The 22,770-nt window shown below is 55.0% G+C and carries 21 protein-coding genes; 9 read left to right on the plus strand and 12 right to left on the minus strand.

The window, feature by feature from the left end; genetic code table 11:
* Positions 1-69: 69 nt before the first annotated feature.
* A complete protein-coding gene (locus tag DQG13_RS16630; protein ID WP_113020912.1) occupies positions 70-2,655 on the minus strand; it encodes a metallophosphoesterase in 2,586 nt (861 codons plus the stop codon).
* A 2-nt stretch (positions 2,656-2,657) separates the two neighbouring features.
* The gene (locus DQG13_RS16635; RefSeq protein WP_113020913.1) at positions 2,658-3,923 is read right to left on the minus strand and encodes a class I SAM-dependent methyltransferase; all 1,266 of its coding nucleotides are present in this window, start codon (positions 3,921-3,923) and stop codon (positions 2,658-2,660) included.
* Between the two features lie 209 nt (positions 3,924-4,132).
* On the opposite strand from DQG13_RS16635, the gene DQG13_RS16640 reads away from it, so the two are divergent.
* Positions 4,133-5,197 (plus strand): AAA family ATPase, encoded by a 1,065-nt coding sequence (locus tag DQG13_RS16640; RefSeq protein ID WP_113020983.1) that lies wholly within the window; start codon positions 4,133-4,135, stop codon positions 5,195-5,197.
* A 1-nt stretch (position 5,198) separates the two neighbouring features.
* Positions 5,199-7,022, plus strand: a complete 1,824-nt coding sequence (locus tag DQG13_RS16645) for a DUF2201 family putative metallopeptidase (protein WP_113020914.1) — start codon at positions 5,199-5,201, stop codon at positions 7,020-7,022.
* A 97-nt stretch (positions 7,023-7,119) separates the two neighbouring features.
* Here DQG13_RS16645 and DQG13_RS30805 read toward each other — a convergent pair whose 3' ends face one another.
* Positions 7,120-7,269, minus strand: a complete 150-nt coding sequence (locus DQG13_RS30805) for a hypothetical protein (RefSeq protein ID WP_181592792.1) — start codon at positions 7,267-7,269, stop codon at positions 7,120-7,122.
* A 386-nt stretch (positions 7,270-7,655) separates the two neighbouring features.
* On the opposite strand from DQG13_RS30805, the gene DQG13_RS16650 reads away from it, so the two are divergent.
* Positions 7,656-7,925 carry a hypothetical protein gene (locus tag DQG13_RS16650; protein ID WP_113020915.1) on the plus strand — a complete coding sequence of 90 codons (270 nt, stop codon included), beginning with the start codon at positions 7,656-7,658 and terminating at the stop codon, positions 7,923-7,925.
* A 177-nt stretch (positions 7,926-8,102) separates the two neighbouring features.
* Here DQG13_RS16650 and DQG13_RS16660 read toward each other — a convergent pair whose 3' ends face one another.
* The 3 genes from DQG13_RS16660 to yaaA all read right to left on the minus strand — a co-directional run bounded on the left by DQG13_RS16660 (position 8,103) and on the right by yaaA (position 11,168).
* Positions 8,103-8,555 (minus strand): MarR family winged helix-turn-helix transcriptional regulator, encoded by a 453-nt coding sequence (locus DQG13_RS16660; protein ID WP_220094394.1) that lies wholly within the window; start codon positions 8,553-8,555, stop codon positions 8,103-8,105.
* Positions 8,548-9,558 carry a methyltransferase gene (locus DQG13_RS16665; RefSeq protein ID WP_113020917.1) on the minus strand — a complete coding sequence of 337 codons (1,011 nt, stop codon included), beginning with the start codon at positions 9,556-9,558 and terminating at the stop codon, positions 8,548-8,550. Before DQG13_RS16665 ends, DQG13_RS16660 begins: the two co-directional genes overlap by 8 nt.
* A gap of 353 nt (positions 9,559-9,911) precedes the next feature.
* A complete protein-coding gene (gene yaaA, locus DQG13_RS31490) occupies positions 9,912-11,168 on the minus strand; it encodes a peroxide stress protein YaaA (protein WP_146767164.1) in 1,257 nt (418 codons plus the stop codon).
* Positions 11,169-11,421: 253 nt separating this feature from the next.
* On the opposite strand from yaaA, the gene DQG13_RS16675 reads away from it, so the two are divergent.
* Positions 11,422-12,858 (plus strand): amino acid permease, encoded by a 1,437-nt coding sequence (locus DQG13_RS16675; protein WP_113020919.1) that lies wholly within the window; start codon positions 11,422-11,424, stop codon positions 12,856-12,858.
* Here the strand turns inward: DQG13_RS16675 and DQG13_RS16680 are convergent.
* Positions 12,754-13,380 carry a LysE family transporter gene (locus DQG13_RS16680; RefSeq protein WP_113020920.1) on the minus strand — a complete coding sequence of 209 codons (627 nt, stop codon included), beginning with the start codon at positions 13,378-13,380 and terminating at the stop codon, positions 12,754-12,756. The two genes, DQG13_RS16675 and DQG13_RS16680, sit on opposite strands and share 105 nt — an antisense overlap.
* Positions 13,381-13,513: 133 nt before the next feature.
* On the opposite strand from DQG13_RS16680, the gene DQG13_RS16685 reads away from it, so the two are divergent.
* Positions 13,514-14,716 carry an MFS transporter gene (locus DQG13_RS16685; RefSeq protein ID WP_113020921.1) on the plus strand — a complete coding sequence of 401 codons (1,203 nt, stop codon included), beginning with the start codon at positions 13,514-13,516 and terminating at the stop codon, positions 14,714-14,716.
* Between the two features lie 511 nt (positions 14,717-15,227).
* Here the strand turns inward: DQG13_RS16685 and DQG13_RS16690 are convergent.
* Positions 15,228-15,857, minus strand: a complete 630-nt coding sequence (locus tag DQG13_RS16690) for a spore coat protein (protein ID WP_113020922.1) — start codon at positions 15,855-15,857, stop codon at positions 15,228-15,230.
* A 191-nt stretch (positions 15,858-16,048) separates the two neighbouring features.
* Between DQG13_RS16690 and DQG13_RS16695 the strand changes: the two genes are divergently transcribed.
* Together DQG13_RS16695 and DQG13_RS16700 are read left to right on the plus strand one after the other, a co-directional pair.
* Positions 16,049-16,882 (plus strand): AraC family transcriptional regulator, encoded by an 834-nt coding sequence (locus DQG13_RS16695; protein WP_113020923.1) that lies wholly within the window; start codon positions 16,049-16,051, stop codon positions 16,880-16,882.
* A gap of 117 nt (positions 16,883-16,999) precedes the next feature.
* Complete coding sequence (locus tag DQG13_RS16700; protein ID WP_113020924.1) at positions 17,000-17,323, plus strand: YnfA family protein; 324 nt, start codon at positions 17,000-17,002, stop codon at positions 17,321-17,323.
* Positions 17,324-17,353: 30 nt separating this feature from the next.
* Here the strand turns inward: DQG13_RS16700 and DQG13_RS16705 are convergent, their stop codons facing one another.
* The 4 genes from DQG13_RS16705 to DQG13_RS16725 form a co-directional block, all read right to left on the minus strand.
* Positions 17,354-18,022 (minus strand): DUF421 domain-containing protein, encoded by a 669-nt coding sequence (locus DQG13_RS16705; protein ID WP_113020925.1) that lies wholly within the window; start codon positions 18,020-18,022, stop codon positions 17,354-17,356.
* Positions 18,023-18,136: 114 nt separating this feature from the next.
* Positions 18,137-19,102 (minus strand): hypothetical protein, encoded by a 966-nt coding sequence (locus DQG13_RS16710; RefSeq protein WP_113020926.1) that lies wholly within the window; start codon positions 19,100-19,102, stop codon positions 18,137-18,139.
* 456 nt (positions 19,103-19,558) lie between these two features.
* Positions 19,559-20,083, minus strand: a complete 525-nt coding sequence (locus DQG13_RS16720; RefSeq protein ID WP_113020928.1) for a GNAT family N-acetyltransferase — start codon at positions 20,081-20,083, stop codon at positions 19,559-19,561.
* Positions 20,084-20,157: 74 nt separating this feature from the next.
* Positions 20,158-21,135 (minus strand): Gfo/Idh/MocA family protein, encoded by a 978-nt coding sequence (locus tag DQG13_RS16725; protein ID WP_113020929.1) that lies wholly within the window; start codon positions 21,133-21,135, stop codon positions 20,158-20,160.
* A gap of 206 nt (positions 21,136-21,341) precedes the next feature.
* Here DQG13_RS16725 and DQG13_RS16730 point away from each other — a divergent pair, with 206 nt between their 5' ends.
* Together DQG13_RS16730 and DQG13_RS16735 are read left to right on the plus strand one after the other, a co-directional pair.
* A complete protein-coding gene (locus DQG13_RS16730) occupies positions 21,342-21,701 on the plus strand; it encodes a PadR family transcriptional regulator (RefSeq protein WP_181592805.1) in 360 nt (119 codons plus the stop codon).
* On the plus strand, positions 21,676-22,680 hold the full coding sequence (locus tag DQG13_RS16735; RefSeq protein WP_113020931.1) for an HAAS signaling domain-containing protein: 1,005 nt from the start codon (positions 21,676-21,678) through the stop codon (positions 22,678-22,680). Before DQG13_RS16730 ends, DQG13_RS16735 begins: the two co-directional genes overlap by 26 nt.
* Positions 22,681-22,770 lie beyond the last annotated feature (90 nt).

Consider the following 22,770-nt stretch of genomic DNA (forward strand, 5'->3'; position numbering starts at 1 on the left):
GACACAGCCGCAAACAGTTGAAAGGCGTGCGCCCCTTGGGGTTGCACGCCTCCACTTTCAACCGCGGCTCTACAGCCGCGGGTCAATGCCCTGCTCCTGCGCCACCTCAAACAGAAGGCTGGCGGCAATTTCCTTGTAGCCTTCGTGCTCAGGGGATATGCTGCCGAAGGGGATTTCCAGCATCCGCAGGCCAAGCTGATATTCATTCTGCGAGGTGCGGAGCTTTTCCCGGATGCTTTTTTGCTTCATCAGCTTGCGGTACTTGTGCGGGAACCGGTAGTCATAGCCGTAGATGATGGACAGATAATCGGCGTTGCGCACCTTCATGTACGGCACGGTTTTTCCGTCCCACAGCTCCGGCTTGATGACCACGCCCTCCATCCCTTCCTCTGCCGTAAGCTTGGCAAAAAACTCTTCCGCCTTCCCCACGGCATCCCCGTCGGACAAATCCAACACAAGGGCCTCATCCTCGGACAGAAACCGGAACATCTCCGAGGTGCTCCACCGGGGAAGCTCCTCTGTCCCTTCCTCCTTCACCAGCTTCAGCACGGCAAACGGCTTATACTCCAGCTCCCCCTCCTTGGCATACAGCTCCAACTGCCGTTTGTAGGTTTCATAGGCTGCCTCATGCCCGGCCAAAGGAACATACGTCTGCCGGATGGCGTAGAGATCCTTGTAGTTTTGGTACACATGGGAACCGTACTTTTCCATCAGCTCCCCTTTGGCGGTATGATGCTGGTCCTTTTCGAAGCCGCTGGCTTCATAATCCTCCAGCAGCTTCCCGTAAGCGGCCTCAAAGCCATGCTCCGCAAGAAAACCAAGCTCCGTCTCCAGCGCTTTGCCGATTACCGCAAACTGCCGGTTGATCAGTCCCTCGCCCAAGGCCCTCCAGGGCAGCAGTTCCCCGTCCAGCACCAGCATAGTTACTCGCTGCTCCGCCATATAGCCGCCGAACTTCTCCAACAGCCCGCCGTATACGGAGGTCATATCCGGCTGCTTCATCCTGTACCCATTTCGGCTTACGGCAAAGCATTGCTCCAGGTCGCGGTGCAGGTAGATATTGCAGCGCGAGCCCATATATTTGGGCTGGAGCACAACCTGCCCGACGTCATGCTCCCGGAAGTAAGCCAGCCCCCGCTCCAGGGACTCCAGCTCGCCTGCCGCTTCATCCTTATCTGCCGGAGACATGGTTCCGGAGATGAAGTTCACCTGATTGCGGGAGCAATAGTGGAGCCGCCGGATATCCTCCTCCCCCAGATCCCGCAGAGCAACCTTCCGCTCCTCCCGGAACAGCACCGGCAGCTCCTCCTGTACCGCCGCGCGGGCCGCTTTCCGGTTCTTATAAAAAGGCTTATATCCGATGCTCACGGAGGTGAGCTGGTTGCCGTGGGCGCATCCCGTGTCAATGTGGATTTTATTTCCGAAGCGGAAGGTCTTCGCGGCGGCAATATGGCCGAATATATGATAAGGATGGTTGGCCACCGCCTCCTCCTGCAGAAAAGCCAGTTGCCCCTCCAGCGGCTCCTCCCGGTTGATCCGCAGGTTCCGCTGGTGCCGCCTGGAGCCAGTATCCAGCTTGCCGATATATTTCTTCCGGCACGGGGCATGGGTCACATAGAAGGAAGGCCCCCTGATGCCCGCATACCGGTAGAAGGGTTGGGAAAGGGAAACCAGATGGCGGAATTTCGCCAGCAGCTCCGGCTCCTTGGCCAACACCTGCACCGAGTCAAAATAGCTGTCCAACAGTTCCTGCTCAACCCCGGCCACCTCGCCCTTGAGATATTTATCCACAAAATTCTCGTGGTTCCCCAATACGAAGTAAAAGAAATCCCGGTTCTCATACAAAAACTCGATGGTTTCCCTGGTGCAGCGGCCCTTATCGATCCAGTCGCCCACCAGAACCAGCTTGGTTCCCGCCACCTTCCCGGCTGCCTCCAGCCTGCCGCCGTTCAGCTTGAAGCCGTGGTCCAAAAGCAGTCCCTTCAGGTCATCCACACATTCATGGATATCGCCAATGATAATATATTGCCGGTCCTGGGGCAGCACAGCCGCCAGATAATCCTCCAGATTTCCGATTGCAACGGTGTAAGCGGGATTCGCCAGCCCTTCCTCCGGCAAATAAAAATCCTTGGCCCGCACCTTGTGGATGTTGTCATATCCCTCCCGCGGAAGGCCCCCAAGCACCTCTTTTTTCAACCGGTTGATATGGCTGGTAATCAGCTTCTTGGAGCGCTCCGAGGCGTAATAATCCTCCCGCTTCCGGTAGTCGAAGACGATGGCCTCCACCTTGTAGTTATTCTGGTGGGCGATCTCCTTCACCCTGGCCCGGAAATCCTCCGACAAGCCCGTGGTATCCACCACCACAAATTCCGCGTTCACCGGGAAGGAGGTCGCCGCCTTCAGCTTTTCAAACAGCAGCTGAAACGCCTGTTCACTGGCCTCCAGCATCACCTGGTCATACTTGTCGTATTCATACCCCAGCACCTCCTGGCGGATGGCGTCCGAGGAGAGATACTGGATGTTCGCCCTGATATTCCGCCCGGCATCCTCAAAACGGAGCCCGGGAATCAGTACCTCCTTGGCAAAGGTTGTCTTGCCGCATTCGGTGGAGCCTACCAGCATAAACACTGTGTGTACGTCGGCGCGGATTTCCATGGTTACGCCCCCTCTCTTTTCAAAATGACGCCCTGGGTGGTTCTGATATTGTCTACGCAATCGCCGATTGCAATAAACTCCGGATGCAGCTTGGAATCTTCAATGACCTCCCGGACCCACTCCCGGAAAGCCGCCTCTCCCATCTCCCATTTGTGGTCCTCATGCCGGAAATGGCTCAGCTCATAGAACGGATTGAAATCGGCGTTGGGGGTGGTGATGATGAAGCGGCCGAAGTCCACATGGCGGAGAATTTGCCGGATCAGTTCCTTGGCCTCCTCCTCGCCCATGTGCTCGATCACCTCCGTCAAAATCACATCCACCTGCTCCCCGTTGTAGCTGTCCAAAAACTCGTTCAGGGAGCCGAAGGTGATCAGATTGTCCAACTCCTTGGCCTCCGCCTTGCGCTTGACCTTCTCCAGCAGCTCCCCGTTGATGTCGATGGCATAATAGCTGCTTTCGATTTTGCCTGCGAAGGGAAGGGCATAGAATCCCTCGCCGCAGCCCACATCCAGAATCGCCTTGTCAAAAGCCAGCGCGCCCCCGATATAGCTCCTCCGCTGAAAAGCCGTACCCCCGTAGGCAAACTGGATGCTGTAGCGTCCGGTATTCTCCAGCTCCGCCTTGTACTTCTGGAACCGGCCCCGGGAGGACAGGAAATTGCGGACAAACAGGCTGCGGATATAAAACGGCGCATCGATCACATTCACGCTTTTGATATATTTGTCCAGAATGCTGTCGGAAATATCGAAATACTCATTGCCGAACATGGACAAAAACAAGCAGACCACGCTGGCGGCATGGAGGAGATGGTACAGGCTTTTCTCCGTCCCGATGGCAAGGGAATAGCTTTTGTGGGCTTGATGCTCCACGGTAAAGGTGAAGTCCTTCATATGCTTTTGGAAAAAATCAATGTACCGTTCCCGCTCAACATGGACCATATTGATGAAAAAGGTATGCCGATACCCCTCCGTGTCCCGTTCGTCGCGGGCCTTCAAGGGGGCGGAGAAAAATTCATTGATGGCATTCAGCGCAAACAAAGGCGAGTTATAGCGGGACACATTCAGGTATTCGAAGTGTTCGTCCGCATTTTGCTTATAGGAGATTTCATTGTCCGCATCCTTGAAATACACATTGTAGGTTTCCTTGTCGGAATACCAGCCATATGCCGTTCCCTTGCGGACGGCGCGGAGCATCATGCCGGAGCCGGGATTCTTTTTGATCAAAAAGGATAATTGCGGATTGGCGGATCGGATTTGCACGATGGCCATAGTCATCAGCTCCCGGTGTTCAGAGTGGTTTGGGTTACATCTATTTTCCATCCTCCAGGGAGAATTGAACAGGGCGGAAGTATTACGAGCAGGAGCAGGCGCCAAAAATCCCTTATAGGAAAACTTTACCTCCACTTGCCGCCGTTCCATGCTACCCTGTTTATAACCGGCGCTGCCGGCAACAACCTATGTATATGAAAGGAAACGGCATGAATATTTCCGCATCCGTCACTTCCAAGCAGCTCATGGAGCTGCTGCTCAATATTGCCATTATCCGCCCTGTGTTTATTTGGGGACCGCCGGGCATCGGGAAATCCTCCTTGGTCCAACAGTTTGCCGATATGGTGGGTCTGCCCTGCGTCTCCCTGCTGGGCAGCCAGCTGGCCCCCGAGGATCTGATCGGCGTCCCCCAGATTGTGGACGGGAAAAGCCGTTTCTGCCCTCCCGATATGATCGCCAAAAGCGAGCCTTACTGCTTGTTCCTGGATGAGCTGAATGCTTGCTCCCACGAGGTTCAGAAGGCCTTCTACAGCCTGATCCTGGAGAAACGGATCGGCGACTACAGGCTGCCCGCAGGCTCAGTGGTCATAGGAGCAGGCAACCGCGCCCAGGACAGCGCCATCGTCAAACCCCTGTCATCGGCTTTGATCAACCGCATGTTTCATGTGCAGCTGAAGGTATCCCACCGGGAGTGGCTGGAATGGGCGTATGCCAACGATATCCACCCTTTTGTCGTCAACTATATCGAGACCCGGCCGGACCATCTGTGGGTTCAGCCCCCCAAGCATGAGGAGCCCTTCTCCACTCCCAGAGCCTGGCATATGCTGAGCGACGCCTTGAAGGAATATGGGGAGCAGTTGTCTCCGGGGATACTGGATATTCTGGCGGCAGGCTGCCTGTCTCCCCATCATGCCGGGCAATTCAAGGCCTTTTATAAGCAAACCCAAAGCAAATACAGGCTTCATGCCATTCTGGAGGGAGAAACCGGCTGGCCCCGTGAGCCCCAGGACCGGGATGTGCTCTATTTCCTGGCCCAATCCTTCCGGGCGCATTTGCTGAAGGAACTGCCTCCTGCAAAGGAGGGCTTAAGCGGACGGAATCAGCAGTTGATCCACCGGGCCAAAGGCCTGATCAAGGATTTAAGCGCCATCAGCCTGGAGATTGCCCAGCTTGCCGTCTCCGAAAGCGAATCGGGAGAGAGCCTGCCCGACTGGTTCCTGGTGGAAATCGTGCGGGATTTGCCAAGATTGGTGCAGCGGAGGAAGGAGGGGTAAGATGGGAAAAACGAGATGCGGCGAGCAGCAGGACCCGGCCACAAAAGCTTTTACAGAAGGACTGCAGATCATATCCCGGCATCCCATGTTCACTCCTTTGGTCACACATGCAGGTATTAAGCGGTATGAGGGGAAGAGTTTTTGTCCCGATCAAGGGTGGGTGACGGTGGAGTGCAACGGGACTGTTCATGTCCACCCTAAACGCAGAGGGCTGCCGGAGGAATGGGTGTATGTGCTTGCCCATGCCTTGCTGCATCTGGGTTTTGGCCACTTTCAAAAGAGGGAGCGGCAGGAGCTGTGGAATGCGGCCTGCGACTGCTTTGTGGCCAAGTTTCTTTATGATATGAAATTGGGGAAGCCGCCTGCGGGAATGGAAGGCCGGGTGGAGCTTCCCGCCGAAAGCGAGGAGGAATTGTACCGCCTCTTTTTGGAAAATGGGATACCTCCTTCTTTGTACAATTTGGGTACAGCCGGACAAGGCCTTCAGGATATGCTCTGGCATACCAATACGGCGGAAGCCCATTATTGGAGCAAGAGAGAACAGAAGATCAACTGGCCGGATGTTTTGGGAAAAGGGCTGGCGATGGCCGTAACCAGCGCCGTCAATGTAACCGCAGGTTATGAGCCTTATCTGGGGGCAAACCGGGAGCGCCTCACTCCCGCCCAAAAAGCGCGGAATTGGTTTATCAGCAGCTATCCTCTCATGGGAGCGATGGCGGCTCATTTTACCATTATCGAAGATCCGCTCCTATGCCAGCGGTTATCCATCTCCGTAGCGGCTGTCGATGCGGAGGCAAGGGAAATTTATCTGAATCCGGCGGCGGGTCTGGATGAGCAGGAATGCCGGTTTGTGCTTGCCCATGAATTTCTCCATGTGGGCTTGCGGCACCACGCCCGTACGGATGGAAGGGACCCTTATCTGTGGAATGTAGCCTGCGATTATGTGATTAACCAGTGGCTGATGGAGATGCAATTGGGGGCGTTCCCCAAGGTGGGAGGGCTGCTTGACCCGGAGCTGGCGGGGCTGTCTGCGGAATCCGTCTATGACCGGATTGTCAACGATCTGAGGCTGTACCGCAAACTGGCCACCTTCCGGGGCATAGGGACAGGGGATATCCTGGGCGGACGGACACCGGATTGGTGGAGCCGCCAGGATGGGGTGGCGCTGGATGAATTTTACCGCGGCTGTTTGGCGCAGGGATTGGAGTATCATTACGGGGAAAACCGGGGGCTGATTCCCGCCGGGCTGATCGAGGAAATCCGGGCGCTGTCGCAGCCGCCTATCCGGTGGGATGTGGAGCTGGCCAAGTGGTTCGATGAGCATTTTCCTCCGGTGGAAAAGGTCCGGACCTATGCCCGAATCAGCCGCAGGCAAGCCTCCACGCCGGATATTCCCCGGCCCTGCTGGGTACCCAACCCCGATGACGCGTTTGGCCGGACCTTCGGAGTGTTGCTGGATACCTCCGGCTCCATGGATACCAAGCTGCTGGGCATGGCCCTGGGCGCTATTGCCAGCTACAGCATATCGCGGGATGTGCCGCTGGTCCGGGTAGTGTTCTGTGATGCCGCTGCCCATGATCAGGGCTATCTGGCTGTGGAGGCGATTGCCGACCGGGTTACGGTCAAAGGCCGCGGCGGAACGGTCCTCCAGCCCGGCATCGATCTGCTGGAGCAGGCGGAGGACTTTCCCAAGGAAGCGCCGCTGCTGATTATCACCGACGGCTACTGCGAAAGATTGACCGTCCGGCGGGAGCACGCTTACTTGCTGCCTAAAAGCCGCCATCTGCCGTTTGTGCCGAAGGGCAAGGTATTCCGGATGGAGTAAGGTCCCGCCGCATAACCCGGCTGCGGATTTCCCCGTCCAGCACATCCGTGCCGAACAGCTGCTCGATATGATACACCCCGGGAGGCTGATCTCCCCGTTAGAGCTTCGCCGCTACTGCTGCCGCCACCCGCGCCGTCATATCCGGTTCCACGCTGCCGTGGAAGAAGCGCTCCGTTTTCCACGGGATGCCCTCTCTGCTTCCGGAGGCCTCTACCTTCAGGGCGTAGGCTTTCGTTCCCATCCGCATCCGGGCGAACAGCTCCGCCGCCAGTCCGGCCGCCGGTTTAAAGCACAGCAGTTTCCAGAACCCCCAGCTTTTCCAAAGCAAACAGCAGCCAGGTGATAAAGGCAGAATCAAAGCACAAGCGGGTGGACACGGAGGCGTCTCCCAGTGAGGCAGGCAGGGTATGCTGGTCGGAAAAGTTGAAACGGTACGCGGTTTTCCGGAATCAGCCCGATAGATCTGCCGGATCGCCGCTTTGCGCATTTGATCGCCCCCGATATCCACGATGATAAACTCCACAGCGAGTTAAAACAGGAAATGTACACGCTGCTGGATTTAGCATTTCAATATGCAACAGATGCAGACAGAGCCATATATTATACGACAGGGCAAGTAAGCACTTAACAGCGGTGTATAGAACCGTCAATGGGAAAGAGACGATTCTGCGCGAAATTGTACAAGAATATGAAGTAAAAAAAGCCTCAGAACCAGCTTATGACGAAGTAGAACGGATGAAAGAGCTGGTTAAAGCACTCTTCTCTTTTGAAGAAAAATACGGTGGCACATATGAAGAAGTCATATCCCGCCTAGGAGATCCCCAATTAACCGATGACTGGACATGGTCCAGAGATGCCGATGAATGGCGTTACATCATGAAGGAGATCGCCGGTGAACGGTAAGCCCAAAAGTGACCTGAATCGCATTAGGGAGCCTTATCATATACATGCACCCAAGGATTCAGTTTTATCCGGCATGGACCGGTTCCCTAACTTTTCCCACCAGGACCTGTATCTGATTGTTGAAGGCATCATCATTTTCTCCGTTATCCCATCCCGTCCGTCTTTAGACTGAGGCCATTACGCATGATTCTGGATCAACCGCCCGGCGTGCTTCAAAAATCCGCTGACGGCCTCCAACTGCTCCCCGTTCAAGGCTCCGATATAGTCGAACAGCTCCCGGTCGAGGCGCTGGTGGTACTCCTCATGAAAGCGGTACGCCGTCCAGCCTTTTTCCGTAAGCCGGAGGCGGAACCGTTTTTTGTCCTCCTCGTCCTGCTCCTTGGCTACCAGCCCCCGCTCCTCCAGCTTGATCAGCGTTTTGTGGATCACCGCCCGGGTAATGCCGAACCTTCTGGCAATCTCCGAGCTGTAGATGCCGGGATAATCCCCGATGGTCTTGATGATGTGAATCTCCCCGCGGTAAAACACCATATCCTCGCTGCCGAAGTCCAGCACATTGGTTCTGCTGTTGGCAATTCGCTCAGTCAGCGCAATAAACGAATGAATCACCTCATGCTTCATCTCATTCATGGTTCTTCCCCCCTCCTGGCATATACAAGTATCCGCTGAACGGCCCGTTGGGCAGCTCCCGGACAAGCTCCAACCCTGCAGTATGGAGCGCTTCCTCCAGCACAGCCGCGGACGGTCCGGCCTTTAGTCCACCCAGCCTTCCCGACAGCCAGGCAAGAACTGCTGCCGAATCGCGGGTTTCCTTTTGGCTGTATTGCCCAATGACCAAAAGAAACCCGCCGGGAACAAGCGCCTCCCTCATCCGGCAGAGCAAATCCGTCAAATTCCCGCCGGCAAAATCCAGCACCCCGGAGGCAATCACCAGCTCGTATTGGCCGCCGAACCGGTCCCGGTTAAAATCCCCTTCCCGGACTCTGACCCGCTCCTGCACGCCGTACCGGGCGATTACCTGTCTGGTGGTCTCCGCCACGTCCGGATGCTCAAAAACCACCGCTTCACTGTTGGGGTAGCGCAGGACAAACTCAATGGCCAGCAAGCCGGAGCCGCCGCCTACATCCAAGACTTTAAGCGGCTCCTCTCTGCCGGGAAACGCCGTTTCCATCTCCCGGAGAAAGGCCTCCACCCTTCCGGTGGCATACATTTCCGGCACAACAGCCTCGGCCAGCCCGGCAAAATCATAGGGCAAACCGGAAACGGGTACCACTCCGCCCTCTGCCACAAGCTGATCCATCTGCTCCAGAGAGGTCATACGGGAGCGGAACAGCAGCGCGTCCCCGATGCAATGCCGGCTGCTCCGGGACAGATACTCCGCGGCATCCGGTGTATTGCGGTAGCGGCCGCCCTCCTCCTGAACGAATCCGGCTGCCGCCAGCGCCTCCAGCACCCATACAAGCTGCCCTTCCGGGTAGCCGGTACGGGCGGCAAGCTCTGCTGGGACGGTCCACTGCCCCAGGCAGGTGAACAGGTCCAGCCGCAGAGCAGCCAGCAGCAGCTGCGCCTCCCGCTGCTGGTGAAGCAGCTTATAATAACGTCCGGGAGATAAAACGGGGGTTTCCGTTTCCATGATGGCGGCGCCTCCTTAGTGAGTTACTTTTGTATACATAGCATACAAATAATCTAATTGTATGTCAAGCATACAAATACGCCAAAGGAAGGCGCTCGAAAGAAGCTATTGAACAGCTCTCCCGCCAGCTGCGGACCGAGGATCCGTTATTTTGCCAAAAGGAAGGCTTTTGACGATTTCGCGGACACATGGTACGCTATTTCCTCACCCCACCGTCCAATCCGGCTCTTTCCCGGCACATAACGGAAGCTGTGTCCGCTCAGATGACAAAACCCCGTTTTTCTGCCCAATAACGGATCGTCGGTCCGGCTGGCCAGGCCGAAGCCCCATAAAAAAACAAACCCGCTGAAAACTCATCCCGCGGGTTTGCTTTTTTGAATAAACACCAAGGTATCCTTGCCGGAAAGCTCCGCCGCATAGGCAAAGTCCATCCGGTCAAAACCCTTGATGTCCTCCACGGCGGTGATCCGATTTTCGGCCATGTACCGGACCATTTCCCCCCGGGCCATTTTGACCAATGTGCCCTTCTCCACCACCTTGCCGCCGATCCGCTGCCCGAATACGCAGGTGATGAACCGGATGCCTTGTCCCGCATAAGCGGAAATGCACTTGCTGTACTCCTTGGAGGCCAGGTTGACAATCACGCGGCTTTCGGCGAATAATTGGTCCGCCAGCTTCCTGTTCCAAAAGGCGTATAGGGAGTTCAGCTCGGGCCCGTTCAGCTTCGCCTGCATCTCCAGCCGGTAGGGCACCACCCCGTCAAAAGGCTGCAGCATCCCATAAAAGCCGGACAAAATGCGCAGATGCTTCTGCAGATAGTCCAGCTCCTCCATTTGCAGCACATTGGGAGCCATATATTGGTATTGAATGCCTTCATAGGAGAAAATAGCCGGAGTCAGGTTGCGCTGCAAATCCATATGTTGAATGCGGTCATAATTCAGCTCCGCAATGGAATCATTGCAATTCCAGACGGCCTTCGCCTCTTCATAGCGCAATGCCTTCAGGTACTCCAGCAGCGTCCCGGTCTCTTCCATAAATTGCGGCAGCCGCCTGCTGCCGAAAATATCATTGTCCGTTTTCATCTTTTTGGCAGGTGAAATGATGATTCTCACGGTTGCTCCCGCCCCTTCCAGATACGCATTGTAAAAGATCATATTCAAATTCTCCATGTGGCGGGTCTTAAATGCGTCGATCCGCTTGGCGCTTTCCTCCATGGGAACCAGACTGCCGAAGAAAAGCTTCAGCAGAATTTCATACTTGGTATACTCCTTCTGCTCCTGAACCTTCAGCCACTGGGTCAGCGTTTCCCGGCCCGCTCCAATAATGGAGTACAAATTCCGTTCCGGGCCTTTGCTCTCCCCACTGATCCGTTTGGTCACCAGCCCCTCCTGCTCCAGCTTGGCCAGGGTGGGGTAAATCTGCCCGTACCCGATTTCCCAGAAGCTTGCGATCATGTAATCCGCCCGTTTTTTGATATCGCAGCCGCTTAAATCCTCATGGTTCAACAATCCCAGGATAATGTGGATTGTTGTGTTTTCCTTGGCCGTTCCGATACCCCTTATATCAAAATAATATGTGCGATTATAGTCCTTTTCATAGAGGGATGTCAATCCGGTTGGATTCCTTGGTTGGATTCCTTGGCCCTGTCCGCCCGAGGCCGTCTCCTGCCTCCCGAACAGCAGCGCCGTGCCGGCAATCAGGCCCACCACCAGGAAGTAGGTGATATAGGCGTAGTTATGGGAAACAATTCAGCCACCACCCAATTTATTACATAAACCAGAAGGAAATGGATATAGTAAATCCATGAAGCAACTTGACAAAGCATTCCGGCACCCCGGTTATGCCAAGGAGACTTTTTCTGAAATGGAGCAAAAGACCAAAGCTTCTTCCCGGGAGCAGCAGCTGCCTTGGTGGCAATTATCCTTGCTGGGTGTTGCCTGTACGGTTGGTACAGGCTTTTTTCTGGGGTCTGCCATCGCCATCGGAATCGGCGGTCCCTCCGTGCTGTTCAATTACGCCCTGGCTGCACTGGGCACGTACCTGGTATTCGACCAGCTTGCACGCATGACAGCAGAGCAACCGCTTGAGGGCTCCTTCCGGTCTTATGCGCAAAAGGCGTACGGCCGTTGGGCCGGCTTCAGCAGCGGTTGGGTGTACTGGTCCTCGGAGCTGCTCATTATGGGCAGCCAGCTGACTGCCCTGTCCCTCTTCTCCCGGTACTGGTTTCCTTCCGTGCCCATGTGGTGCTTCGCCGCAGGATATGGAGGATTGGGGCTGTTGGTCATTGTATGGGGAACAAAAGGGTTTGAGCGGCTGGAGAATACGCTGGCTGTCATGAAGCTGGCCGCTCTCCTGATGTTTCTGGCCATCGCCGGCCTGGCATTGGCCGGCGTGATTTCACCGGATGAGCACGGCGCCTCCATGCCCGCCCAGTGGCTTCCCAAAGGAATCACCGCACTATGGTCGGCGCTGATATTTTCCTTTTACGCTTTCGGCGGGATTGAGGTAATCGGGCTCATGACCATCCGGTTGAGGAATCCCAAGGACGCCCCAAAGGCGGGAAAGGCGATGCTTGGCGCCCTTGCCGTGCTGTATGTCCTGTCCATTGGCTTTGTTCTGCTGCTGGAGCCCTGGACATCCTATGCGGCAAACGAAAGCCCGTTTATTGCTTCGCTGGCTGAGTATCATCTGGCCTTTGTGCCCCACGTATTCAACGCCGTGCTCATTATCGCCGGCTTTTCCACCATGACGGCCTCCCTGTTCGCCGTTACCAGCATCGTGGTCACTATGGCAAAGGATCATGACGCGCCTGCAGTCTTTGCCAGGGCGGCCGGGAAAAACGGCAAAAAGCCGGTAGCCTCCATCGGATTATCGGCAGCCGGTTTAACAGCTTCAGTGATATTCGCATTATTCATGCCTGAAAGCGTGTATGAATATTTGACCACAGCGGCAGGCATCATGCTGCTGTACAACTGGTTTTTCATTCTGGCAACGGCCTGGCGGCGGCTGCCGGCAACGCCCTTCACGCGCACGAAGCAGATTGCGGGCATGAGTCTGATCGCGCTGGCCGTAGCCGGAACCCTGTTCCACAGCATCAGCCGCCCCGGCTTTTTCATCAGCCTGGGCTTCACGGGGGTAATCGGTCTGTTGACACTTTTCATGGCGCGCAGGTGGAAGAACCGGCACGGGGAACCTTCAACCGAACAAAAGCTTAAACGCCTCCACACCGAAGAAAATTCCGAAGCCAATGAGGAACAGGCCCGAAAGCACCGATATGGCAGCAAGGAGCGCGCGCGTTAGAAACCGGCGGAAGGCGCTGGCCAAAAGCGCCATCATCACATCCCACAGCATAATGCCCGCCATGATAGCCGAGCTGTAGAGCAAAACTTCGGGGGCTTCGTATTTGGCGATCATGTCGGCCAGAACGGAGCCATAGATGCCGAGCCAGAAAAGAATGGACATGGGATTGGAGACTGAGAGCAAAAATCCGGACGCGAAGGATCTGACAGGAGACTCGGTGCCTCCCCGGCGCCCGTCCTTCTCTTTGCCTGCCTGAAGCAGACTTTCCACACCCGTGTAGGTCAGGACAAAGCAGCCGAACAGCCACAGGAAGGTTTTCATAAACGGTTCATTCAAAAAATGGATGACTCCGAAGTAAACAAGCAGCATAAAAGCGCCATCCGCCAGCATAGCGCCAAGGCCGATCAGCCAGGCATGCAGAAAGCCGTTGCGGATGCCGCGCTCCATCTGCGCAGTGTTAATGGGGCCGATGGGAGCGGCCAAAGACAAACCCAACAGAAAATGACTGAACAAAACCGTCATTATAAACCCACCTCTCATTTTCCTCTTAAGAGAATATGCGGTTGACCGGGCTCGTACTACCGAGCCTCCCGATTTTGTTTTTGGATGCAGCCGGGAAATTGTCTTTGTGCCTGAACTAAAGGAGGGAACGAACATGAGCGCGCCCAAAAAAAAGGACCTGCTGGCCCTGTCCTCCATTCCGTTAATTATGACCCTGGGAAATTCCATGCTGATTCCGGTGCTTCCCGGCATGCGCAGTCAACTGAATGTAAGTTCGTTTCAAGTCAGCCTGATCATCACCGTCTATTCCGTGGTGGCCATTTTCTTGATTCCGGTGGCGGGTTTCCTGTCCGACCGTTTCGGCCGGAAGAAGGTCATCGTGCCCAGCCTGATCCTTACGGGTTTGGGCGGGCTTCTATGCGGGATTGCCGCCGTATGGCTGGCGCATGCCTATGTCTGGATATTGGCTGGGCGGTTTATACAGGGCATCGGTGCGGCGGGGGCGTTTCCCATTGTTATGCCGCTGGTGGGCGACCTGTTTCAGGATGAAGCCCAGGTCAGCGCCGGACTGGGCATGATCGAAACCTCCAACACCTTCGGCAAGGTGCTCAGTCCCATTCTCGGCTCCCTGTTGGCTGTTATTGTCTGGCACGCCCCTTTTTGGGCAATCCCGGTACTATGTGCCGCATCGCTGATAATGGTCTGGCTAATGGTCAAGGTGCCCAAGAAACAAGAGGCTAAGCCTCCCGGCATTCCCCAATTTTTTGCTTCCGTGAGGACTCTGTTCCGGCAAAAGGGGCGCTGGTTATACGCTATCTTCGTCCTGGGCGGCATCTGCATGTTTGTGGTATTCGGCACTCTGTTTTATTTGTCGCAAATGCTGGAGGATGAGCATGGAATGCACGGTGTGCTGAAAGGGGGCATGCTGGCCATTCCGACGGCGGCTTTATGCGCCTGCTCCTTCGGAACCGGCAAGCTTATCGGCAACCACAAGAAGCGGATGAAATGGTTCAACCTTTCCGGAACCTTCCTGCTCACCGCAGCCACACTGGTTTGCGCCTGGTTTGGCGAGAAATCGGTCCTGCTGGATATGGTGCTGATCTCCTTGAGCTCGGCTGGAGTCGGAATCGCGCTGCCGTGTCTGGATGCGTTTATTACCGAGGGCATCGAAAAGGAACAGCGCGGCACCGTTACCTCCTTCTACAGCAGCATGCGGTTTATCGGCGTCGCGGCAGGGCCGCCCGTGGCCTCCGTTATGCTGAAGCCATCCGCCGGCCCTTTCTTTTATTTGGCCGCCGGCTTGGGAGGAGTCGCCATATTGCTGTCCGCCTTCGCCCTCAAGCCCAAGGAAGACTAGCGGCGGAGAGTTGATCGAAAAATAAGAGGCTGTCCAAAAAGTCAAATGGGAGAAGCGGCTAACGAATCCAGGTATCGCTATTTGCCTATAGGTGAGCCTGTTTGAAATCTAACGAATCGTAGGATCGCTATTTGTCCGAATGTGCGCCGAAAGGCGTTCAACCCGGCGAATAAGGCGATATAGATTCGTTAGATTTTTTGCCATGCCCGTTTTCGCGAAATAGCGTGAGAGAGATTCGTTAGCCAGACTCTGCTTGTCCTCAGACGTATGCTTCCGAAGCTGGGTTTCCTGCAGAAAACCCTTTACCTTCCGGTATGCCCTTGGAATTTTAAAACCATCTCGGCATTCTTCCGATTATTCGCCAGCAGGAGGTGCAGATCATAGGCAGGAGCCGTCTCATGCGAAACCAAGTGCTTAGGCTCTTGATCACGCTCATATCCATTCATTTCCAGGGAAATAAAAAAACAGGGAGCACGCTTTACCGCGGTCTCCCTGCTTCAGATCCCGGACGTTATTGGTACCGGTGCGGCGCCTGGTGCGGATTGGCCTGCTGTTGGTACGGAGCTTGCTGATAGGTCGTTTGCTGCTGGTATGGCTCGTGCTGGTAGGGAACCGGCTGGAAGGTTTGCTGCAGGGTTTTCATAGTGGAGACAGGCGCCTGCACTACCGGATACCAGCCTTTGCGCGCCATGAACTGCCATACCTCGAAGCTTTGGTGGGAGCACATGCGGAATGCATCCTCCAGGAAAGACCGGAGCTGGGGGGTTGAGGTTTCGAAAGCGGCCCATGCGTACTCTCTGCCCGCCCTCTTAAGCGTCAGCAGATATGAGGTGGCAATGGCCCGGTCATCCAGCTTCGACAGCTTGACCTCCGGTTGGACAGGCTGTACATTCATCCCGCCGGCCGGCATAATCGGATTCAGGTTGAGACCGGGTACATTCAATTGATCCCGGGACATGGCTTGGGAGATATACTCCACCTTCATGTTGTAATCCTGAATATGGACCTCAAAATGGGCGGCGATCATATTCTTAAGTTCAATATCCTGGGCTTGCTCAAGAAACAGCCCCATAGATTGGATGCTGTTGGTGCAGCTCATTAATAATTCGCTCAATTCGTGGGCTTCATGGGCTCCTAACATAGATGCTTCCTCCTTTAGAGTGCGCGGCCAATGCCGCTATCGACCAGATTATAGGGTTACCTGTTTCCAGTCGGGTATACAGGCTTCTCAAATGTAGCATCCAGGCAACCCCATCCGTTCGGAAGCCAGTTCAAAATAACGGGCGGCCCCTCTGTCTTTGGTCGTATAATAGGGCTTAAGGAGGTGGGCTCATGGATTGGGTTGAACGGATGAATCAAGCCATCGGCTATGTGGAAGAGCATCTGAACGGCGGCATGGATACGGAGGAAATCGCCAGAATTATGGCATGCCCGTTTACCGTGTTTCAGCGTTCCTTCATTGAAATTGCAGGAATGCCCCTGTCGGAATATATCCGCTTCCGCAAGCTGAGCCGGGCCGCATATGATCTGCAGAACAGCGGGGAAAAGGTGATTGATATCGCGCTTAAGTACGGTTATGAATCCGCCGATGCGTTTACAGCCGCATTCAAGCGGCTGCACGGGGTTTCTCCTGCAACGGCACGGAAGGAAGGCGTAAAGCTGGCATTTTACGGTCGGCTGCAATTTGAGCTAACGATTAAGGGGGCATCCAAAATGGATTATCGGCTCGTCCGGAGAGAAGAGTTTCAGGTGATGGGAAAAAGGTCCACAACCCCCTTCGGGGGCGGGACCTGGGCAATAGTGAAAAGCGACGGAAGCGCCGATGCCTTGCAGAAAATAAGCGGGCATTTTGTTGACCTGGGCCTTTGCTTCGGGTTCGGCGAAGACGGCAGCAATGACTATATGTGCGGGGTGGAATGGGCGGGGGCGAACCTGCCTGATTTTGAGCTTTACCGGTATCCGGCTGCTCCATGGCTGGTGTTTGAAGCGGCCGGGGCCATATCGGCGCATGTTCTGAACATGACCTGGCAGCGCATCCACCAGGAGTTTCTCCCGCAGAGCAAATACAAGCTGTCCGGCCTGCCCACCATCGAAAAATATGTTTCCTGGGACGACGCTGCCGACCGCTGCCAGGTAGAAATCTGGCTGCCGGTTGCACTTAAGTAAGCGTCCGCTCCTTCAAATACGCTTCTTCTGTCCAAGGATTCTAGGGTTGCCATTCGGACCAGTCCGCCAAGCCTTGGTTATAGGAAAAGGCGCTGCAATGAGAGGAGAGGTTCAGACATGTTCGCTGTACTTTTATTTATCGCCGCGGGTTTAGCCGAAATTGGGGGAGGTTATTTGGTTTGGCTGTGGCTGAAGGAGTCCAGGCCAACGTGGTATGGCATTGCGGGGGCTCTCATTCTGGTTTTGTACGGGGTGATTCCGACCTTGCAGAGGTTTCCCTCCTTCGGCCGGGTCTATGCCGCATATGGCGGGGTATTCATCATACTGGCAGTATTGTGGGGATGGATGGTGGACCGGAAAATGCCGGATCTGTATGATTGGATCGGGGCGGCCATCTGCCTGGTTGGAGTATCGGTCATGTTATGGGCGCCCCGAAGCTGAACATACGCTGGAGAGGATTTCACCTGGCTGTTAATCCAGCTTGTGATGGGCATGATGCTCCTCTCCGCCGCTTATCTCTGCAAATAAACCGGCAGCGTACGGAGAAACGCCTTGCGCTTCTCCGCCGGAAGCTCCCGGTCCGGCTTGCGCCTCCGCGGCCAGCGCCGGGGGCTGCCCTATGCCGGCCATGGCCGCATATTGGGCCAGCAGGCTTTTCATTTGGCCGTAGGTCAAGGGCTGGGCATCCGGCATATATTCGTAGCCGATCAGACCGTTGGTTTCCATGGTCACCGTCTTCATATCTCCGATTCGGGCAATCCCCGTTTGCCGCAGCTTCATCTCCAGCTGATCCACCGTCATCCGCAGCTTGGCCAGCTCCTTCACCTGCAGCTTGCCCTCCCGGATTACGGTGACTGCTTTGCCACGCATAATGTTTTCAAAAAAATTCCACTTCAATTCCAAAAGCTCCAGCAGAAGCAGAATGGAGATAAACGTAACCGCCGCTATCAGAGCCATCCAAATGCTCTCTTCTGCAATCGGCTGCACTATTACCGTACCGATGGAAATCATAATAACCGTAGTCGGTATCGTCATCTGGGAGATGGATTTGCGTCCGGCAACGCGCAAGAGAATCATCGCTGCTACAATGACGACACATGATTTCCAGAACTCTCCCCAGGCATCCATCCAATTCAACATCCTCACACTCCTGTCCGTCTCCAGTTTCTTCTATTATTCTTAAGGGGACAGCCAGGTATGCAAAGGCTCGCCGAATAAAATGGTCCGCACCGCCCGCTCCTCATGATTCCGCCTTTATTGGTCCGGCTGAATCCACATGCTCCCGACCCAGGTGTTGATATGGTACCATACCTTTCCTTCCGGATCGGTCCATTTTTCAAAAGCGGTGACGTTCTGTGGGGAAAGCATCCCGAATCTTAAGGAAGGAGCCTTGGGAAACATATAAAGAGTGACAGACTGCTTCAATTCTACAGTCTCCTTGATTTGCTCCGCTCCGGAGGGCTGGGCATAGTCCGGATGAACCCAGAATACACTGCCGTCCTGGGAACGGACATGGTATACGCCCTGCTCCGTTTTTTCCATGGCGAACACCTGCTGCGGAGGAATCAGCTTGGCGTCGGAGGGGCGCTGCATTCTGTTGGCCGAATCGTAATCCTCCATATACAGAGTTTCCGTAGGCAGCTCCATGTCCTGATTGACAATCTCCACATTTGTGAGTACATGGGGATTGGCCACCACCCACATGTCGCCCAGCCAGGATGTCTCAATGCGGTAAGGGGTGGACAGATAGGCAAACGGGGATTCAAATACAGCGTTGGCGTGAACCGTTTGCGGGGACAGCACCGCCTCCGTCTGCGCGGATACAAGCGGCTGCGTGTAGAGATAGGCGCCCCATAACAGGATAAGGTAGGTATCCACCGGCTTAACCACACCGACGGACTGGTAGTGGAGATTTACCCACAGATTGCCCGCCCAGGTGGTTTTGATCTTGATCCACACCCGGTCATCGGTTCTGGCGTACCAGCTTGCCCCCGCCTCCACCGTCTCCACATCCTGCGGGCTCAAAGCGGCCACAGGGGAAAGGGAAGCATCCGGTTCCGCATACAGCGGCGTCTCCTCCAGCAAGGTAATAACCGGCGGCAGCTCCGGGATGTGCGGTCCCAGGGCATACGCCGGAAGCGTTCCGGCGAGTCCGCTTAACGCCAACAAACACACAAGCACATACAGCTTCATTTTTCCCAACAACAGGTTTTTTCTCATCCCAACCCTCTCCTTCCTGCGTATCAAACTCTTCGTCTTGCCATGCGGTATATGCCATATCCCAAAAGAGCGGATACTCCCAGAGCCGCTACCGTTATCAGCCAAACTCTTCCGCCGGAAATCCCGGACGGTTCGGAGGCTTCGTTCAGAGCAATTTCCTTATCCTTTAAAAAAGCAAGCTCCTCAGCCGTGTTCTCCTGCTTCAATGTAGGAGAACAGAGAGGATTCTCCCAGTCGCTGCCGTTTTTCTTCAGAAAAAATAAATTCTCACTGATCGAAATACGGGCATCGGTTATGTCCATCAATCGGCGGGGGCTGGGCGCAGCTAAGCGCCTCTGCAGGTTGAGGCCGCTGGGCGCAGAGAATTGCCAGAAATGCGGCGGTCATGAACAGCGTTTTCATCCATCCTTTCATCGGCTCAACACCTTCCTTTGCCTTACAGACGGAAGCACAAACCTAGATGTTCCATTTCCCGCTTTCTTTTTTGAAGCGCAGGCTTCCGTCCGGCAATGTCCCGTCCAGCCGATACCCGTTCTTTTCCAGAATGCGGGCGGAAGGAAGATTGGCGGCAATCACGCAGGCATACAGTCTATGGAGCTGGAGCACCTCAAAGGCGAATGCATCCACCAACGCTACACACTCGGTGCCATAACCCTGGCCCCAGTAGCCCTTATGGAGCACGTATCCGATCTCCGCATGGCCCTCCCGGGCATCCATATTGAACAGCATGGCGTTCCCGATGACAGCTCCGGTGGATTTCAGAATAACCGCCGCGTACAAGTGGGTGCCTGACGCCTCCCGCTCCAGCAATGTGCCGATATGCCTGCGAGTATCATCTATGGTGTGCATGAGTTTCCAGCCAATGTACCGGGACACCTCTTCGTCGGACAGATAGGCATACATCTCCGCTGCATCCTCCAGGCTGATTTTCCTCAGCTCAATTCTTGCGCCCTTCAGGGAGTGGAATAGGACAGGATTCATATTTTCTCACACCTGCTATATGCAAATTGATATAAATGGCAGCTTATAATTTCATGAAGGCTTCACTCAATAGTTCATCTCTGACCTGCCTGCGGACGGGTTTCCCCGATCCGGTCAAAAAGCCGGGCACACTGCAAGGTCAGCTCATGGGGGACGACGGGGCTTTCGATTTTGCCATTTTGTATACAATGCATCGCCTCTTGAATTTGGTAGACAAACCCGTTTTGGGTCTCTTCATCCTTGTGATGGGTGCGAAGCTCCTTGTCAGCCGCATACAAAAAAGCCTCGGAAGCCACATGGGGCCGGGGAACAACGATTTTCCCGCTGTCGCCGTAAATTACCAGCCCTTGATCCAATGCGCATACGATGCTGGTTTCGAGGGATGCCAGCATGTCCGGGTAACGCAGCGTGATCTGGTTGGTCACATCCACGCCGGTGTCCGCCCAAATTGCCGCCACCTGCATGTCCTCGATAGGGCGGGTAATCAGGTACGTGGCGATTTCATAGGCGTACACCGTAATATCGTAAGCAACGCCGCCCCCCAGCCGGGGGTTAAAATACCGGTTTGTCCTGTCATTGGGAGCCACAAACCCGATGCCCAGCTCCAGGAAGGAGGGATTGCCGATAAGCCCTTCCGCCAGCCACTGCTTGGCCTGCTTCAGCGCAGGCAGGAAGCGGCTCCACATGGCTTCCATAACAAATACATTCAGCTCCTTCGCCCGGGCAAAGACCGTTTCCGCTTGCCCGCTGCTCACAAACATGGCTTTTTCGCAGAGCACCGGCACCCGGTGGTCCAAACAAAGCATGCATAAATCATAATGGGCATCTGTTGTGGCGGCGATATACACACAGTCCGGCCGCTCCCGGACAAGCATTTGCTCATAGCTGTCATATGTGGCAGATATGCCATGCTTCGCCGCAAACTCTGTGGCCCGTTCCATGGATTTGCTGGATACGGCGGCCACCCGGCAGCCGTCAATCAGCTCCACCGCGGCGCAAAACTTGTTGGCAATTTTCCCTGCGCCCATAATGCCGAATGTAAATGCTCCCATATGTCTCTCCTTTGTCATGAAGAAGTGAATACGAACCCGATATGCTTCATTGTGGCATACTGGTATACGGTTGGGAAGAGGGGATGACGCCCCTCTTTTTTATTTGCACGGATTCGGGAACATTATTTATAAAATAATTATATTTGTTTATTGACTATAATGTATGTCATACAGTATATTAAAAATGAGGTGATGACATGGAATCCATCGACGAGCTCATGAGCACATTGATCGTGGAGCTCAAGCGCGGAACTCTGGTGCTGTCGGTATTAAGCCAGCTGCGCTCACCTGAATACGGTTATTCCCTTGTCCAGAAGCTGGAGGAGAAGCAGGCCGCCATTGAGGCCAACACCCTCTACCCGCTCCTGCGCCGGCTGGAGAAGCAGGGGCTGCTTACCAGCGAATGGGATACCACCGAAAACAGGCCGCGGAAATACTATATTCTGAGCCCCACCGGCAAGGCTGTTTATGAGAAGCTGAAGGAAGAATGGATGCAGATGAGCCGCCAGTTGGCATTGTTATTGAAGGAGGACGATGAGGATGACACTGATAGACCGGTATATTGAGGCGGTGGCGGACCGCCTGCCGGAGAAGCTCAAGGCGGATGTGAAGCTGGAGCTGCGGTCCAATATTCTGGATATGCTGCCGGATGATCCGGAAGAGGAGGATATCCGGCGGGTGCTGGAAACTATGGGGAGCCCTTCGGAGCTTGCGCTGCAATACTCCCCAACCAAGCGGTATTTGATCGGACCGGCGGTTTATGACCGCTATATTGAGGTGCTGAAGCTGGTGCTGGGCATTGTGGCGGCAACCTTCACGGTGCTGATCAGCCTGGATTGGATGTTCAAGGATTCGGGCGGGGAGGATTTGGCGGGAAATGTGGCCGGCTATATTTCCGGGACCATCGGCGGAGTTTTGGAGGGGATGCTTCAGGCGGCTTTCTGGGTGACGATTATTTTTGTTTTCCTGGAGCGCAGCCATGTTCTGGACGGCCAATCTCTCTTTAACGCCAAACCTTGGCGCATCGAGGATCTGCCCAGCCCGGTTGTATCCAAGAAGAGCCGAATCTCCCGGGGCAAAACCATTGCCGGAATCTGCGTGACCATCTTCCTTACCTTCCTGCTCCTGACCCGGCCCGAGGTGATCAGCGTCGTTACGCATGATTCCTCCGGCACCATCGTCACGCCTATTTTCGATATAGACCGTTTTTCCGGATATGGCTTCTTCATTCTGGCGGCCGCTCTCCTCTCCCTGGTGCTGTCCATTTGGAAGCTGCTCACCGAAAGATGGACCTTCCCCATAGCCGTCGGCAATACGCTCTTCAATGCCCTGATCTGTGTCCTGATCGTGATGATGGCCAATGACGGCGCGCTGTGGAATGAAGCCCTGCCAAGCGCCATCAACAGCATCTTCTCAAAGGATGGCGCAGATCACCTGATCACCTGGTCCAAAAACAGTATCTATCTCTTCCTGATTATGGTCATTGGCATCAGCCTCTGGGATTCCGCCGACGGCTTCCTGCGCAGCCGGGGTTCCGGGCGCTAAGGGAAACAGGATATAAAGCTCCCCTATTGCAGCTGCAAGGGGAGCTTTTGTGTGACGCCCGGTATGGGCGCGCATTTTTCGCCCTATGGT

Origin of the sequence: Paenibacillus sp. YN15, from assembly GCF_003285005.1 — a bacterium.
Lineage (GTDB): Bacteria > Bacillota > Bacilli > Paenibacillales > NBRC-103111 > Paenibacillus_AR.